Below are 14940 nucleotides of genomic sequence, written 5' to 3' on the forward strand. Positions count from 1 at the left end.
CATGCCTATGCCGAAACGCATTGTTCGTGCCCTGGGCTTAAGCCTTGTCGGTGCGCTGATTCTTGCCGCACTCTGTGCCGGTGCCTTGATTCTCGGCACAGATGGTGCCGACCTGAGCTACCGCACGCTTGATTACGATGTGACCGCCACCGCCGACGGCGATCTTAAAGTCACGGAGCATATCGATATCAAGTTGCGCAAACGCAAGGATGACGATGGCAAGACCAAACCGTGGAGATCGGCTGGAATATTCCCACCACCGTAAAACCAACAGCATCAAGTTCACGGTGAGCTTCACCATGCATGACGTGGCCACCAAGTGGAAGGACGTGGCGACCTTCCAATGGGAGCCATTCGGTGAGAACAATCAGGTGCCGATTGGTACGGTCACCGGCACGGTGCATTTCCCCCAAGGTGTGACCGCGAGCAACTCGTGGACTTGGCTGCACACTGAACAAACCTCGGAAACCGGCCGAACCAAGGATGACAGCTTCACCTTCACCGTAAATGATGTGAAAAGCGGCGAGTACCTAGACGTGGTGGCCGCTTTCGACGCGGCCAAGGCGGGAGATATGGCTCGTGTCGAGACCGACGATCATCTGCAGGAGTTGAAGGAAGACGAAGCCGACGACGAACGGTTCTGGCGCAATCTGGAACGCCAACGCTCCACAAGGCGCCTGAACAACTGGATGACCACCATATCGGCCGGCCTGATATTCGGGATTATTGGTGTTGTTGCAGCCTTACGCTCCTCCGGACGTTCACGTTACCGTGGCTCCATCGAATATTGGCGCGATCGCCCCGAGCTGAGCCCCGCATCGGCGGCCAAACTCATCGATATCGTGACTTCCGGCGACAAACCCGACATTTCCGAGCGCCAACTCGTCGCGACCTTGCTTTCTCTGGCCGTGAAGAAAGTCATTGCTGTGTTCCCCGGTTCGGCGGACCTGTATATCGGCGTGGATCTGAAACAAGTTTCTCCGGTGGAGCTCAGTCAGCGAATCGGGTCCGATCCATACAAGCGCAATAATGCGCGTACCAATAGCACGATTGTGATGCTGTGGCAGTCCGATTACGGCGTATCTGAGGGATTTGATGAATCAGTATTCGTCGAATCCGTATTTGATGGATCTGGATCTGGCGGATCTGGATCTGCCGCATCTAGCGTGTTCGATGCACACCAGCCCGATCTCAGTGCTTCTGAGCGGGCATTGCTCTATCTGCTCACCGTGATTTCCGAGCGCGTAGGTCGTACGGCATTTGACATGGATGACATCAAAGACGCCTGCAAGGATTGGAAAGACGGCTACAAGGAACTCGAAAAGTTCACCAATGCGTGCAAGACCGAATTCGCGGCGGCGGATATCACGCCGAAAACCGAGAACGGATGGCTCATTCCCGGGGCAATCACCGTGCTGATCGGTGGCGCCAGCATATTCATCAACGGTTTGGCCGGATATCTGGTGGCCGGGGCCTCATCGGCATTCCCCTGATGACGGTCGGCATATTCTGCTTCCTGATGGGGAATTCCTACGTGCTGACCGATCATGGTCAGCAGATGGCCGGGCAATGCTTGGGTCTCAAACGATATATGCAAGGCTTCTCGAACTTCAAGTACCGTGGAGTCGCGGATTTGACGCTGTGGGATTGGTATATGGTCTACGCTGCCGCATTTGGCATATCCGACCGGGTGATGCGGGAGCTGGCCATGGCCTATCCGCAAGTATCCGATCCGGAATGGCTTGATGCCAATGCCTCCGACACGGTGTTCTATTGGAATTATCGTCCGTACGACTGGTATGGGTTGCGTTTCTACAATGGCTCGGCGTTCGCGGATTCCGCGGCTGACAGCGGATTGGCCGGAGCGGTGCCAGCGTTCGGGGGCACGTCGTTCGCGGCTGGGTTCTCTGACCTCGGCACGCAATTGTCGTACGGATTTGCGGATATCACCGCGACAATCAATGCGGCCTCGCCATCCGGTGGCTCAGGCGGCTTTGGCGGTAGCAGCGGCGGTTCCGGCGGCGGTTCGTTCGGTGGGCGGTAAGCGATGTGCTTCTGAAAGTCCCTATAGCTTTGAAAGTAAAAGGCCCGGTGTCATAAGACATCGGGCCTTTCTCTCAAAATCGAGGTGAGGAGACCTCAACAGTCAGGTCCAACGGGGCGAAAGTCTGTGGCGCCGCCGAGAAGATTGCCTCGAAGCTAGCGTGACCTTTCTGCTACAACACAGCATACCAGCCTCCACCGAAGCTCACCAGTACACTGGACTGACCAAACCAAGGTCTACTAGCGTGCCACTTTGGCGCGGTGTCGTTGTGTCAACCGGCATAATGACGTCTCAAAATTCAAGAGGAGGTTCTCATGGTAGGCAACAACCATGACAACCGTCCGAGACAAGACCGGCAATACCGGGAAGGTCTGATGACCGGCCTGTTGATCGCCCTGGCCAATCAAGTTGGACAGGGGCGGTCGACGGCCATCATCATTGCCGCACTGGTATTGCTGGGAATGAGTCTCAGACGAGACCACTGATCTATCAGCGGAACAGCCGGAATCCATGGGGTTCCGGCCCCTCGTTTTCACTGAACTGGATATGAGTAAGTTGCGTTTTCTATTCCGTGAAGTTGCGGAAATTTCATAGATTGATTGTGCGGGCAGGCCGAGAGTGTGAAATCCAACGGGATGCTTAGGCTTGATCGTGGATATCGAGTTTCCATAAGTTTCACGAAGGGAATCACCATGGCATTGTTCCGTAACCTCGGACCGTTCTCCACCACCGCCATCGGCCACGGCGAAATGCCGCTGACCATCGAAAACAACCGCGGCCACGAGGTCGGCATCGAAACCCTGCATGCCTCGCTGGACGCCGGTTGCCGCCACATCGACACCGCTTGGGCCTACTACTGCTCCGGCGGCGAGGAGCAGACCGGTGAAAAGCTGGTGCGCGAGGCCCTTGAGACCTGGAAGGGGCCGAAGGACGAGGTGCTGGTGGCCACCAAGGTGGGCCACTTCCGCAACTTCACCGACGGCCGCCCCACGTGGGATGTGGACGGTCGCCCGGAGAACCTGATTCGGCGCGGCAAGGAGAGCGCACTGGCGCTCGGCGTGGACACCATCGACCTGCTGTACTTCCACCGCCCGGACCCGAAGGTGCCGTACAACGAGTCCATCGAAGCCATCAAGCAGCTGGTGGACGAGGGCGTGGCGCAGGAGGCCGGTATCTCCAACGCCTCCATCGAGCAAATCGACATTGCGCGCGGCATTCTGGGCGACAAGCTCGTGGCCGTGCAGAACCAGTACTCGCCGATTCACCTGGAGACCCAGGACACGCTCGACTACTGCGCCAAGGTCGGTCTGGCCTTCGTGTGCTGGAGCCCGCTCGGCGGCTACCGTCACCCCTATGATGAGACCAAGTTCGACCCGTTCCGCGAGGTCGCGGCGGCCCATGGCGTGAGCTACCAGCAGGTCGTGCTGGCATGGGAGCTCGCCAAGGGAGATCACGTGTTCGTGATTCCCGGTGCGCACCGTCCCGAAACCATCCTCGACTCCCTGAAGGCCGACCAGCTCGAACTCACCCCCGAAGAACTCGCCAAGCTCGGCTGAACTTTCTCAGCTCCCCCTTGTCAGGGGAGCTGTCTCGCGTAGCGAGACTGAGGGGTAGTCGCTGGAGTAGTCCCGCAAGGAGATAATTATGCGTAAAAAACTCATCCTCGACCTCGATACCGGCATCGATGACGCGCTCGCCATCGCATATGCCCTAGGCAGTGCCGACGAGATCGATCTGATCGGTATCACGGCCACCTACGGCAATGTCGCGGTGCCCCTGGCCACGCGCAACGCGCTGGCGGTACTGCACTTGTTCGGGCGTGACGATGTCCCGGTCTATCCCGGAGTCGACTATCCCATCGCCCCGGCAACCTTGCCGACAATGCGTGGCACCACACCGGATGAGCGGGCCCAAGCCTATGCGCGCTGGCAGAACGGCGGCGCGGGCGGCTGGCAAACGGACGCTCCGTGGTCACCAACTCCCGGCTCGGTGGCGGTCCACCATCCCAACGGCATCGGTGGCGCAATCATCCCCGACTCCCCGCGCGCTCCGGAAGCACCAGGCTCGGCGGTCGATTTCATCATCACCGCCGCGCACGAATACGGCCCGGATCTGACCATCGTACCTACGGGCGCGATGACCACCATGGCCACCGTGTTCCGTAATGCCCCGGATCTGAAGGATTCCGGCGTGAACGTGACGTTGATGGGTGGTTCGCTGACACTACCGGGCAATGTAAGTCCTGCTGCCGAAGCGAACATCTCCCAGGATCCCGAGGCCGCTGATTACCTGTTCAAGTGCGGTGCCCGCACCACGATGATTGGCCTCGACGTGACTCATCAGACCGTGCTCACCCGCGAGAAAGCTCATGAATGGGACGCTCTGGGAACGCCGGCCGGTGACTTCCTCGTCACCATGACCGATTACTACATCGATTTCTACGTAAAGAACCAGCCGGAAATCCACGGCTGCGGACTGCATGACCCGCTCGCTGTGGCTGCCGCGCTTGACCCATCATTGATCACCACGTTCGGCTTCAACCTACAGGTCGATTTGGAGGGCCCGTTCCGTGGCCGCACCATTGGTGACCGCTCGCGGCTGCAAGATTTCGACAAGCACACTCAGGTTGCGCTCGGCGTCGACGTGTCGGAATTCCTCGACCGCTTTATGGCTCGCGTCACCGCCGCGGCTCGTGGGTAAACGCTTATGCTTTGGCGGTCGTGTCGGTTGCTGAAGCGTCGGTTAGTAGTGCGGACAATGCGGTTCTAGCTTCCGGGGTGATCCACATGGTGTGTGGATCACCCTGTGGATAACTAGCGGTACGATTCGTCGTCGTGTATATGCGGGATGGCATCGGTCGGTATGCATATGTTTATACACTTCAATATGCTGGAGGGTGAATGTTTCATGCCTGATCTACGGTGACGGGCGGCAAGCGACGAGGTGTATGGATGGTTACTGCAAGGGATGTGGCAAAGCGCGCCGGGGTGTCTCAGGCCACGGTGTCGTATGTGATGAGCGGTAGCAGGCCCATTTCCGAAGCCACCAAAAAACGGGTGCGCAAGGCCATGGATGAGTTGGGGTATGTTCCCAATATCAATGCGCGATCGTTGGCGGGTGGCAAGGTCGGTGTCATCGGTGTGCTGGTGCATATGGATGAGAATACCGATTTGGCCGAGCTTCGCCCGTTCCTGGTGGTAATCATGGAGGAGGCGAGAAAGCGGGGGTCTAGTGTGATGCTCGTTCCGGCCGACGAGGGGATTGAGGGACTGTGCCGTATGGTGCGTCAAGGCGTGGTCGATGGCGTCTTGGTGTTCGACGTCGAGTGGCATGATGAACGCCTGCCTGAGATAGCGCGATTGGATATTCCCGTTGTGCTGGTGGGTACGCCAGAAAACGCACATGGCCTGCCGTGCGTTGATGTGGATTATCGTCGAGTGGCGCAGATGGCCGTCAATCGTTTGGCGGAACGAGGGGCGCAGCGGATGGTCCTTGTTGGGGACTGGGGAAGAAGTCTCGACCGTTATGCGTTTGCTAAGTTCTTCGCCAGCGAATCTCGTGTGGTGGCTCAAGTGCTGGGCATGGAATATGAGATATTCATCCCGCGTGAAAAAGGATGGAGGGGCATCTGGGCGATGAAGGATGAATTGAAGCGAATGGCTCAATGCCATGGTGGTATTGCGGTGCGCACCCCTCATGCGTTAGATTCGCTGCTGCAGCTTTGTGTGGAAATGCAGATTCAGCCTGGACGTGATTTTTCCCTGGTCGCGGTGTATGTGGATGGTCATGACGAAGAGTTGCGCGTGCCGGTGGATAATGTGGATCCAGTGCCGCAGTCCGTCTCCAAAGCCGCCATGGGGCTACTGTTCGATCGGATCGATGGACATAAAACTGGTGAAAGATTGCTGGTTTCTCCGCATATCACCATCCGTAGCTAAGGAGTATGTCCGATTCTCGGCCTCGTATGGTTCTTGACGTCGCGTAGTTTATGCGCATCAACACGCCGGTGTTGCGTGCGTCGGATTCAATGATATATTCATTTATGCGCATCAATATTGAAGCGTATAACTAACTGAAAGGACTTAGTTATGAGGGGTAATACAAAGAAGTTCGCCCTAAAGTCAGCCGTGGCGGTGGCCGCTACGGCAGCCATGGTCGTGCCGATGGCCGCATGCGGTTCCGGTACCGCAGGTGGCGGGAAAACCAAGATTTCGTTCTATTCCTACTTCAAGGACAACCAGATTGGTGAGGTCGTCAAGGGGTTCGAGAAGAAGAACCCCGACATTACCCTCGACGTGCAGTATGGCCAGGATCCGGCACAGTACATCTCGACACTGCAAACCCGTCTTGCTGGTGGCAAGCCGCCGACCATCTTCAATCTGACGATGGATAACCGTACCGATGTCATGAAATCCGGTGCCGCGTTGGACATCTCCGGCGAGGATTTCCTCGATGGCATCGACGACACAAACTTCGCCTTGTTCCAGCAGGATGGCAAGACCTACGGCATGCCGGTTTCCGCATGGGTGGGCGCGTTCTTCTACAACAAAGACATTCTCAAGAAGGCCGGATACGATAAATTCCCCAAGACCTGGGATGAATTCATCGAGATGGGCAAGAAGATCAACTCCAACGGAAGCACCGCTTTCCTGGAGGACTTCAATACTCAGATCGCTGGCTCGTTCACCGGCTTGCTGGCTAGCTATTACGGCGAGCAGGGTAAGTCCGGCGATCTTGACGCGGACATCTGGTCCGGCAAGTCCACTTTCACCAAGGACTGGACTCCGGTATTCAAGAGATGGGAAGCTGCCGCCAAGGCCGGTGTAATTCCTCAGAAATCCGTTGGTCTGTCGGCCGATCAGGTCAAGCAGGAATTCGTGAGCGGCAATCTTGGCGTCATGCGCTCCGGTCCATGGGATCTGCCTGATCTGCAGAAGTCAGACATCGACTTCGGCGTGGCACCGTTCCCGGCCTACAGCAAGGAAGACGGCCAGTGGATCAACGGTGGCCCCGACCAAGGCTTCGCCATCGCGTCCAGGGCCTCCGACAAGGAGAAGGCCGCAGCCAAAAAGTTCCTTGCCTATCTCAACAGCGAAGAGGGCCTCGAGGCGTTTACCTCTGCCGCTGGCACCTTGTCGCTGTCGAGCAAGTACAATGCCGAACCTCCTGCCGAACTGAAGGATGTAGTGGATAACTACTTCAAGCAGAACAAGTTCTACTGGGTCAACTGGCCGAAGTCCCCTACGGTGATGTCCACCGAGGGTATCGCCCAGCAGCAGAAGATCGTGCAGGGCCAGATTTCCGCCAAGGATGCTGCCAAGGCTCTCGACGCCAAGTGGGCGACGCTGAAGTAACCCATCACACCACCAGTTCCTTTCTCTCCTCCTGACAAGGCCGTGCCGATCGCCCGTTCGGCGGCAGGCACGGCCTTGCTATGTCAAATCGACCATAATTCTCAAGGACTTCCCATGACCGCTGCAACCATTGGGCATGCTTCCAAACCAAAATCCAAGCGTGCATCATCCTTATGGGCGGAAAACCTCTCCTCATTCTGGTTTCTTCTGCCAATCATCATCATCTTCTTCATCCTTACCGTCGTGCCGTTGGCACAGTCGTTCTTCTATTCACTGACCGATTACGACGGATACTCCGAAAACTTCAGCTTCGTGGCCTTCAGCAACTACGCTGTGATCTTCAAGGACCCGTCGCTGCTATCCGCCCTGGGCTTCACCCTGCTGTATGCCTTCGGCACCACACTGTTGGTCACCTGTTTCGCCATTCCGCTGGCCGTGACCCTCAACAAAGCCATGTGGGGACGTAGCTTCGCCCGTTCGCTGTTCTTCTTCCTTGGTGTCCCGGCGCAGGCCATCATTGGTCTAATTTGGCAGTACATCTTCTCTCCACTGGGTTCCGGCGTGATGAACAAAGTCATCGCGGTATTCGGTATACCGAATATCCCTTGGCTGGCCGATGACAATTGGGCCCGGTTCTGCGTGATTTTCGTGGCCGTATGGATGCAGGTCGGCTGGCACGCCACCCTGTACCTCGCCTATCTGCAAACCATCCCGGCGGACCTGTACGAACAGGCTCGTGTCGACGGTGCCAATTCCCGTCAGCAGTTCTTCCATATCACTCTGCCGCAGCTCATCCCCGGCATCGTCGTCTCGATGTTCCTCTTGATGACCGGCGGACTGAAAATCTACGATCTGCCGTACACCTTGACCGGCGGTGGCCCCGGATACGCCACCAATACGCTGTCCCAGGCCATCATCCTCAAAGGTATCGGCCAAAGTCAGTACGGACTGGGCTCGGCGTTGTCCGTATGCTTCACCATCGCCTGCATTCTCGTCATCGCCGCGCAGACCGGCATTGCCAACGCCGTGGAAAAGAGGTTCCAATGACACCGTCTCAGCGTGAACTCGTTCGCAAAATCTTTCGCACCATCGTGGTGCTTGGCCTGGCCCTGATTTGCGCCGTGCCACTGTACTATGTGATCGTCAGCTCCTTCAAGACCTCAATCGATATGATCAAGAACCCATTGGGGCTTCCGGAGCAGTGGACGCTGGAGAACTACAAGGAGGCCTTCGCCGACGGCACCATCATTCGTGCGTTCGTCAACACGCTGATTGTCACCGTGGTGGCGGTGCTGCTGCAGGTTCTGGTCGGTTCGATGGCCGCATTCGGTGTGGTATACAAGAAATCCAAGTTCACCGCCATCGTCGGTGGCGTACTGATGGTCACCTTCGCCATTCCTGTGCAGGCCACAATGCTGCCGCTGTACCGCATGGAGTCCGAGACCGGACTTGTGGATTCGCTGCTTGGCTTGATTGTGCTGTATATGGGCTCGTGTGTGTTCTGCTACTTCCTGATCGTCGGCTACATGAAGTCCCTGCCACAGGAATTGTTCGAAGCGGCCAAAATCGACGGTGCCGGCCCATGGCGCATCTACTCGCGCATCGTGTTGCCGCTGATCACCCCAATATTGACCACCGTCGTCGTATTCCAAACCATGGGCACTTGGAACGACTTCCTCCTGCCGAGTGTGTTCCTCAGCTCCACGGATAACCAGACCGTCGTGCTGCAGGTATACAACGCCGTGCAGCAGTTCTCCACGAACTGGCCTCTGTTCATGACTATCACGGTGCTTGCCCTGGTTCCGGTGTTCATTTTCTTCTGCTTCTGCCAGAAGTGGATTGTCTCCGGGTTGGTTGCCGGCTCCGTTAAGGGCTGAGGACGAAATGAGATCAGTCATGAGTGACGTACAGAATGCTGCACAGCAAGCCGCTATCGAACGTGCTACTGCAGAAGCCGGTGCCTCAACGGATTTCTCTCAATTCGCTGGAAGTTCGCTGCCGTTCGGCAATGGCCAGGTTCTTCTGGATCAATCCACCGGTGCTCCCATCGCTTTTGTGAACGAAGATAATCCCAATCGTCATTATCTGCTGGACGACAGTGTCTCTTGGCACACATCGGACCAGTATTGGGGCAGCGGCTATGTGGTCACTACCAGTGGTGGCTCGCAGTGGAACACGCCGCAGGTATATGGCATAACCAATGGTCTGGAACAGCAGACGTTCGCACTGTGCGGTGCGGGACTCGCCCTGGACGTTACCCGCAGTAGCGGCGAACGGCTGACCGAGCGTTATGAATGGCGCAACGTTTCGAACCAGCCGGTGACCATCACAGGCTTGGGCATCCAGACCCCATTGAACGACCGGTATCCGGGCGCTCGCAAAGCGTTGAGGGAATGTGTGCATGCGCATATATTCGCGGGAGGCGACTGGAGCTGGGTGCTGGCCGAGCCGATGGACGGCCGCGGTGCGCGCTTGGGGCTGATCGTTACGGAAGGCGCAATCAATGCCTATGCCATCCAATCGCGTAACCAGGTCACGTATTCGGATATCCGCGGGCACATCGTGCTGCAGGTCACCGATTATGCGCTGAATCCCGATGCGTTCGGCGGGCAGCCGACCATCACGCTGGAGCCGGGGGCCTCGTATGCGCTGACGTGGGAACTGGGATGGTATGCGGACGAGGATGCATTCCTGGCCGCTACGATTGCTCCTGCATCGTTCTCCTCGTTAAGCGCCACTGTGGGCGGGCATATCGATATCGCCACGAATCGTGCTGTTACGGCGCTGGATGACGGTCTTACCGTCGAACGGACTGTGAGCGGAGTTCGGTTGACGGCCGAACAGGCGGGTACCTACCAACTGCAGCTTGTGGATGGAGACCATCGTGCACATACCGAAGTACTCTTCCACAAGACGTTGAGGGATACCGTCAACGACCGTGCGCGATACATCCTGGAGCATCAGGTGGCGTATGAGCGCGTCGGCGCGTTGGCTGGGGCCATCGTGGCTACCGATACCCGCACCGGGCAGCATGTGCTGGATCCCAGTTGGGATGACTGGTCGGATGGTTCCGAGCGTATCGCCATGCCGGTATTGCTACAACGTGCGCTGAATCTTGGGCTGCTTGACGAGTCCCTACGAGAGCCGGCCCAGCGTGCCGCCGATGCTTGGCGCACGTTCGCCGAGTCCGCGCTCATCGACGCCAGCGGCGCGGTACGTCGCGGCTCGGGGCTGCCGGAATCCAAATTCGGAGGCCGTATCTATGACTGCCCGTGGATTATCAGTTTCTTCACCGAACATTATCTGGCCACCAAGGATGCGCACGATCTCGATATGGCGGTGAACATCGCCGATCGGGCGGCCGAAATTGGCGGCGAACACTTCCTGAGCATCGAGTTCGCCGAATCCAGTGCGGCCTTGGCGCGTGTGCTTAAGCAGACCGGGCGAACCGAGGAGACCCAACGTCTGCTCGATCGTGTGGTGGTCAGTGCGGACTACTTCCTGGGATTGGGTATCGACCTGCCCTACCATGAGGTGTCTTACGAACAGTCCATCACTGCGCCGTTGGTGAGTCTGCTGTTGGAAGCGCATCGCATTACCGGGCGCGCCGAATACCTGGATGGTGCCGTGGAGCGATTGGATTGGCTATTGGCGTTCAGCGGCCCGCAGCCGGACTCGCGTCTCTACGGTGTGGCGATTCGACATTGGGATGGGTATTGGTTCGGCATCAACCGACAATTCGGTGATGTGTTCCCTCATTATTGGTCCACGTTGACCGCCGAAGTGCTGGCACGGTTGCCGCAAGAAAGGCGCTCCGCACGTACCGATGATTTGGCCAAGGCGATTTTCGAGGCCAATATGGCGAACTATGGCGCGGATGGTTCCGCCACGTGTGCCTATGTGTTTCCCTCCAACGTCGATGGGCGGTCCATGCATCAGGCCGACCCATTGGCCAATGATCAGGACTGGCACCTCAATATCTGGATGCGCATGATTGCCGAAGAGGGCTTCTCTGCGCTCTGAGCCCAGCGGCGCTCTATTCGGGGCACGCCATTGCAGCGGTGGCGTGCCCTTTTGGGGATGCTCGAATAGGGAAGTAGGCAAGGATTTTTCATTTGGTGCCGTCCGAGCTAATTGGCTATAAACGTATCGAACGTGCCTGTAACCGATGGAGAAAACGTAAGGAAAGAATTCTCGGAACTTTGTCATCTGCCTGAACTGACCTTTAGCAGTCGGATGCCAATCAGCTGCCGTATGACGTGTCGGCCACGCAGTCATCGCAATCGTTGCTCTCCGGTGTGAGGACCGCCGTGACTTTTTAAGCGATACCAGAGACATACCGAGGCCGGAGCCACGAGACGAGTAACAGTTTGCGGTAGATCCCCATCGCTCTACTGCAGAGCATGAACCGCCTTATCAAAACGTTCGGCCATCAGATTGATGGAATGCATGTCAATGCGGCGCATCGCGGCTCGAGATAATGCCTGAGATAAGGCTGATCGCAATGTCGGCAACCAATGATCCGCATATTTACGGCTTACACCGAACAAAGACAGACTCTCATCGGACATCAATTTATCTATATCGACTTCGGTGTCACCTAATAATGACATCTGGTGTGAGTCGGGTAGCGACGGATCGAATGGTTCAGGATTCATGTCAAAAGCGGGTGCCAATTGCCAGGAATTATTCTTACGCAAATACCCGTGGTTTCGTAGATGGTCATCAGTGTTGCCGATGGCCGCGCCAAACATTGCTCTCCGCCACAGCTCTATGGTGTCTCCTCCTGCCCTACGCGTAAATTCTGCTAGATCCAACCAGTCTCCGCCGTCCCCATCTCTTGCTTCCAGCGCGGTCATTGCGGATATATAAGGTAATCGCTCCATTCGCTCAACTGATGGTGCAGACACGCGATCAAAACGGTGAGTCAATAGCACGGTCCGGCTTCTCTCCTCCGAATCCTTTATTGCAATGACGCGATGTTCGGGCACTTTGATGCCGGCCATGTTCGCGATTTCCAAGGTGACGGCTTCCCAACCGATAACATCCCAATCATCGCCGTTCGGTTTCGGAAATTTGGCCAGCCACAGCGCATTACGATCCGACACCGAAGCTTTAGGTCGTGCGCCTCCGAGTGAGCCGGTTGCCCGATACAACCTGCGTAAGGAGACATCACTTACCTCGCGGTTCTGTTCCACCGCATCCGCAGTGTCCAATAACTCCGGCAGCTTTGACAGTACGGGTACTCCTTCATCTCCTGCCGCTGGCTTGCCATCAACAATGAATCGAATGGCACCCTGTCTTGTCAGATCGTTGACACCGAACAAATATTCCGACTCGCTGACACGCGTCCGTTTAAGACTGCGGGAAAACACCTTTCTGCCCCAACGGTCTGGGGCGGAATCCGAAAATGGACCAAGTCCAGAGAAGAAGAATGGGGCCAACGAGCGGGGCATAGATGGGAAGAGGTCGAAGGAATCGCTGCTGATTGTGTACGTCGAATCATAGCGGAACGATAGGTCGTCGCCAGTCGCATACAATGTGCCGGCAGGAGCTTCCATTCCAGGCCCTAGCGTAATCAGTACAGTTGATTCGATAGTTTTTGCCATCAGGGATTCACCTCCGAACGCGCTTCGGGAGTTGTTGGCCAGCGCGGAGACGCCCAAGATCGGTGGAATAGGGGTCGCATGCGGCTACGAGTGTGTCAGCAAGTTGCAACACGCGCGCGATGGTTAACAGCGAATCTGACCGGACAGCCTTGCCTTGCTCCAGATTTGACACTGTGGTCGGGCTGACACCAGAGCGGTGTGCTACATCCGCAACCGTCAACATCAGTAGTTTGCGCTGTTGCGAGAACTGTTCGCCTAGGATGCGTAAATCGCGTTTGGTGGTGGTGGGCACATACTTCATTGCGATACTCCGAGTGTTATAACATATAGTTTTCCATGAATAAAATCATTTATTCACTAGTATACTATTGATTATCTGCTATGCGATACCGGAATGAGGAAGGTTTAGCGTCTCGATGTTTCTGCTCATACGCAAAAGGACTTTCTGCCAGCAAATAGCCAGAAAGTCCTTTGGTCTCACGTGTATATGAGGTTTACAATCCCGGAATCAAACCACCGGGTGGGTCGAGCGTGAGGTATTGCTCCTCCAGATCGATGTCGGGCACCAGTTCCTCCACGAACGGCACCAACGCGGTCTTCTCGACTACATCCTCGCCCTTGGAATTCTGGCCGGTTACCACCGGCTCGGTCAAACGAATCTTGAGCAGTGACTGAGCGGGGGAGTCGACCACATTCACCACTTTGCCGACCACTTGGCCGGCGGGCAGTCCCAGACCGTTGCCCTCGACTAGACGGGCCTCAAGGCCAATAAGATCCTTGGGATACCATTCGTCGGCTTCGAGCATATCTTCTGCGTCGTCGACCTCGCCGTAGAGTTCGACACCGTTTAGGGCCTCGGCGGCATTGCGGTCGTCGACGCCCTCAAGCTTGAGAATCCAACGATCCTTGAACGTGCGTGAGCCCTCGACGATGTACTCGGCCTCGCCATCCTGGCTGTAGAGCACGGAGTCCGGCTCGAAGCGCCACTCGGGATCATCGGTGTACAGGCGCACGGTGACTTCGCCCTTCAGGCCCTGTGCGCGGCCAATACGAGCGACCCTCAGCAACTCGAGCTGCTGAGGGTCGTCGTGCATGTCTTGCTGTGCCATGCTGTGAATCGTTCCTTATCGGTTATCGACGGACGTCCATGATGTCAACGCGGACCTTGTGGTCAGACAGTGCCTGAATCACGGTGCGAATCGCGTTGGCGGTGCGGCCGCCACGGCCGATCACACGGCCGATGTCTTCCGGGTTCACGCGTACACGAAGCAGTTCGCCGCGCGCGTTCTCATGAGACTTGACGGAAACATCGTCGGGAAAATCAACGATGTTCTTGATGAGGTGTTCCACAGCCTGTGCGAGCATAGCTAGCCTTTCGTTTCCGCTCAGGCCTCAGCCGGAGCTTCTTCGGCGGCCTCTTCAGCCGGGGCTTCCTCAGCGGCGGCAGCGGCTTCGGCTTCAGCCTTGGCCTTGGCAGCAGCTTCGGACTTGGCGGCCTTCAGCTTCTGAGCCTGGTTCTCAACGGCCGCGATGCGGGCCTCGGCGTCCGGGCCAGCTTCAACGGTCTTCAGGGTGCCTTCGGCACCTTCAAGGCCCTTGTACTTCTGCCAGTCGCCGGTGATGTTCAGCAGCTTGAAGACGGGCTCGGACGGCTGAGCGCCGACGCCGAGCCAGTACTGAGCGCGGTCAGACTTGATCTGGATGGTCGAGGGCTGGGTGTTGGGGTTGTAGATACCGATCTCCTCGATGACCTTGCCGTCACGCTTCTTGCGGGAATCGACGACCACCACACGGTAGAAGGCGTAGAACTTCTTGCCCTGTCGCTTCAGACGAATCTTGGTTGCCAAAATGGCTCTCCTTGTAATGCTAGGTGTGCGGGTTCTCGGTTTGCCATGTGGGGCATGACCGGCCGGAATCCACGTGTCCTCGCGGC

Annotated in this window: 13 protein-coding genes and 1 pseudogene; 9 read left to right on the forward strand and 5 right to left on the reverse strand. The window is 57.1% G+C overall.

All coding sequences use genetic code 11. The features are described 5' to 3' along the window. The first annotated feature begins 7 nt into the window (after nucleotides 1-7). From BLIJ_RS01920 to BLIJ_RS01955, 9 genes and pseudogenes are all read left to right on the forward strand, one after another. Nucleotides 8-2044 (forward strand): annotated as a pseudogene (locus BLIJ_RS01920) (DUF2207 domain-containing protein). Between the two features lie 314 nt (nucleotides 2045-2358). Beyond that, nucleotides 2359-2529, forward strand: coding sequence for a hypothetical protein (locus tag BLIJ_RS14750; RefSeq protein WP_014484569.1), 171 nt, complete (start codon nucleotides 2359-2361; stop codon nucleotides 2527-2529). Between the two features lie 207 nt (nucleotides 2530-2736). Continuing rightward, entirely contained in the window at nucleotides 2737-3600 is an 864-nt protein-coding gene (locus tag BLIJ_RS01925; RefSeq protein WP_014484570.1) for an aldo/keto reductase, read from the forward strand. An 88-nt stretch (nucleotides 3601-3688) separates the two neighbouring features. Continuing rightward, a complete protein-coding gene (locus BLIJ_RS01930) occupies nucleotides 3689-4744 on the forward strand; it encodes a nucleoside hydrolase (protein WP_012576799.1) in 1056 nt (351 codons plus the stop codon). A gap of 251 nt (nucleotides 4745-4995) precedes the next feature. Next, nucleotides 4996-5982 carry a LacI family DNA-binding transcriptional regulator gene (locus BLIJ_RS01935; protein WP_012576800.1) on the forward strand — a complete coding sequence of 329 codons (987 nt, stop codon included), beginning with the start codon at nucleotides 4996-4998 and terminating at the stop codon, nucleotides 5980-5982. A 150-nt stretch (nucleotides 5983-6132) separates the two neighbouring features. Continuing rightward, the gene (locus tag BLIJ_RS01940) at nucleotides 6133-7398 is read left to right on the forward strand and encodes an ABC transporter substrate-binding protein (protein ID WP_012576801.1); all 1266 of its coding nucleotides are present in this window, start codon (nucleotides 6133-6135) and stop codon (nucleotides 7396-7398) included. 114 nt (nucleotides 7399-7512) lie between these two features. Continuing rightward, nucleotides 7513-8445 carry a carbohydrate ABC transporter permease gene (locus tag BLIJ_RS01945; protein ID WP_012576802.1) on the forward strand — a complete coding sequence of 311 codons (933 nt, stop codon included), beginning with the start codon at nucleotides 7513-7515 and terminating at the stop codon, nucleotides 8443-8445. Further along, nucleotides 8442-9275, forward strand: coding sequence for a carbohydrate ABC transporter permease (locus BLIJ_RS01950; RefSeq protein WP_010081158.1), 834 nt, complete (start codon nucleotides 8442-8444; stop codon nucleotides 9273-9275). The genes BLIJ_RS01945 and BLIJ_RS01950 overlap by 4 nt, the downstream gene beginning before the upstream one ends. Before the next feature lie 19 nt (nucleotides 9276-9294). Then, entirely contained in the window at nucleotides 9295-11421 is a 2127-nt protein-coding gene (locus BLIJ_RS01955; protein WP_014484571.1) for a hypothetical protein, read from the forward strand. 368 nt (nucleotides 11422-11789) lie between these two features. Here BLIJ_RS01955 and BLIJ_RS01960 read toward each other — a convergent pair whose 3' ends face one another. From BLIJ_RS01960 to rpsP, 5 genes are all read right to left on the reverse strand, one after another. Then, complete coding sequence (locus BLIJ_RS01960) at nucleotides 11790-13007, reverse strand: type II toxin-antitoxin system HipA family toxin (protein ID WP_008782865.1); 1218 nt, start codon at nucleotides 13005-13007, stop codon at nucleotides 11790-11792. A gap of 7 nt (nucleotides 13008-13014) precedes the next feature. Then, nucleotides 13015-13308, reverse strand: coding sequence for a helix-turn-helix domain-containing protein (locus tag BLIJ_RS01965; RefSeq protein WP_012576804.1), 294 nt, complete (start codon nucleotides 13306-13308; stop codon nucleotides 13015-13017). A 193-nt stretch (nucleotides 13309-13501) separates the two neighbouring features. Continuing rightward, on the reverse strand, nucleotides 13502-14116 hold the full coding sequence (gene rimM, locus BLIJ_RS01970; protein ID WP_012576805.1) for a ribosome maturation factor RimM: 615 nt from the start codon (nucleotides 14114-14116) through the stop codon (nucleotides 13502-13504). A 22-nt stretch (nucleotides 14117-14138) separates the two neighbouring features. Beyond that, nucleotides 14139-14372, reverse strand: coding sequence for an RNA-binding protein (locus BLIJ_RS01975; protein ID WP_007051427.1), 234 nt, complete (start codon nucleotides 14370-14372; stop codon nucleotides 14139-14141). Nucleotides 14373-14392: 20 nt separating this feature from the next. After that, the gene (rpsP, locus tag BLIJ_RS01980; protein WP_012576806.1) at nucleotides 14393-14854 is read right to left on the reverse strand and encodes a 30S ribosomal protein S16; all 462 of its coding nucleotides are present in this window, start codon (nucleotides 14852-14854) and stop codon (nucleotides 14393-14395) included. Nucleotides 14855-14940: the final 86 nt, after the last annotated feature.

Origin of the sequence: Bifidobacterium longum subsp. infantis ATCC 15697 = JCM 1222 = DSM 20088, from assembly GCF_000269965.1 — a bacterium.
In the GTDB taxonomy this organism is placed as follows: Bacteria; Actinomycetota; Actinomycetes; order Actinomycetales; family Bifidobacteriaceae; genus Bifidobacterium; species Bifidobacterium infantis.

Excerpts from the sequence above, each read along its gene's own strand:
- BLIJ_RS01935 (WP_012576800.1), top strand. The coding sequence starts at position 4,996 with ATGGTTACTGCAAGGGATGTGGCAAAGCGCGCCGGGGTGTCTCAGGCC.
- rimM (WP_012576805.1), bottom strand. The coding sequence starts at position 14,116 with ATGGCACAGCAAGACATGCACGACGACCCTCAGCAGCTCGAGTTGCTG.
- BLIJ_RS01940 (WP_012576801.1), top strand. The coding sequence starts at position 6,133 with ATGAGGGGTAATACAAAGAAGTTCGCCCTAAAGTCAGCCGTGGCGGTG.
- BLIJ_RS01930 (WP_012576799.1), top strand. The coding sequence starts at position 3,689 with ATGCGTAAAAAACTCATCCTCGACCTCGATACCGGCATCGATGACGCG.
- BLIJ_RS01955 (WP_014484571.1), top strand. The coding sequence starts at position 9,295 with ATGAGTGACGTACAGAATGCTGCACAGCAAGCCGCTATCGAACGTGCT.
- BLIJ_RS01950 (WP_010081158.1), top strand. The coding sequence starts at position 8,442 with ATGACACCGTCTCAGCGTGAACTCGTTCGCAAAATCTTTCGCACCATC.
- BLIJ_RS14750 (WP_014484569.1), top strand. The coding sequence starts at position 2,359 with ATGGTAGGCAACAACCATGACAACCGTCCGAGACAAGACCGGCAATAC.
- BLIJ_RS01975 (WP_007051427.1), bottom strand. The coding sequence starts at position 14,372 with ATGCTCGCACAGGCTGTGGAACACCTCATCAAGAACATCGTTGATTTT.
- BLIJ_RS01945 (WP_012576802.1), top strand. The coding sequence starts at position 7,513 with ATGACCGCTGCAACCATTGGGCATGCTTCCAAACCAAAATCCAAGCGT.
- BLIJ_RS01960 (WP_008782865.1), bottom strand. The coding sequence starts at position 13,007 with ATGGCAAAAACTATCGAATCAACTGTACTGATTACGCTAGGGCCTGGA.
- BLIJ_RS01965 (WP_012576804.1), bottom strand. The coding sequence starts at position 13,308 with ATGAAGTATGTGCCCACCACCACCAAACGCGATTTACGCATCCTAGGC.
- BLIJ_RS01925 (WP_014484570.1), top strand. The coding sequence starts at position 2,737 with ATGGCATTGTTCCGTAACCTCGGACCGTTCTCCACCACCGCCATCGGC.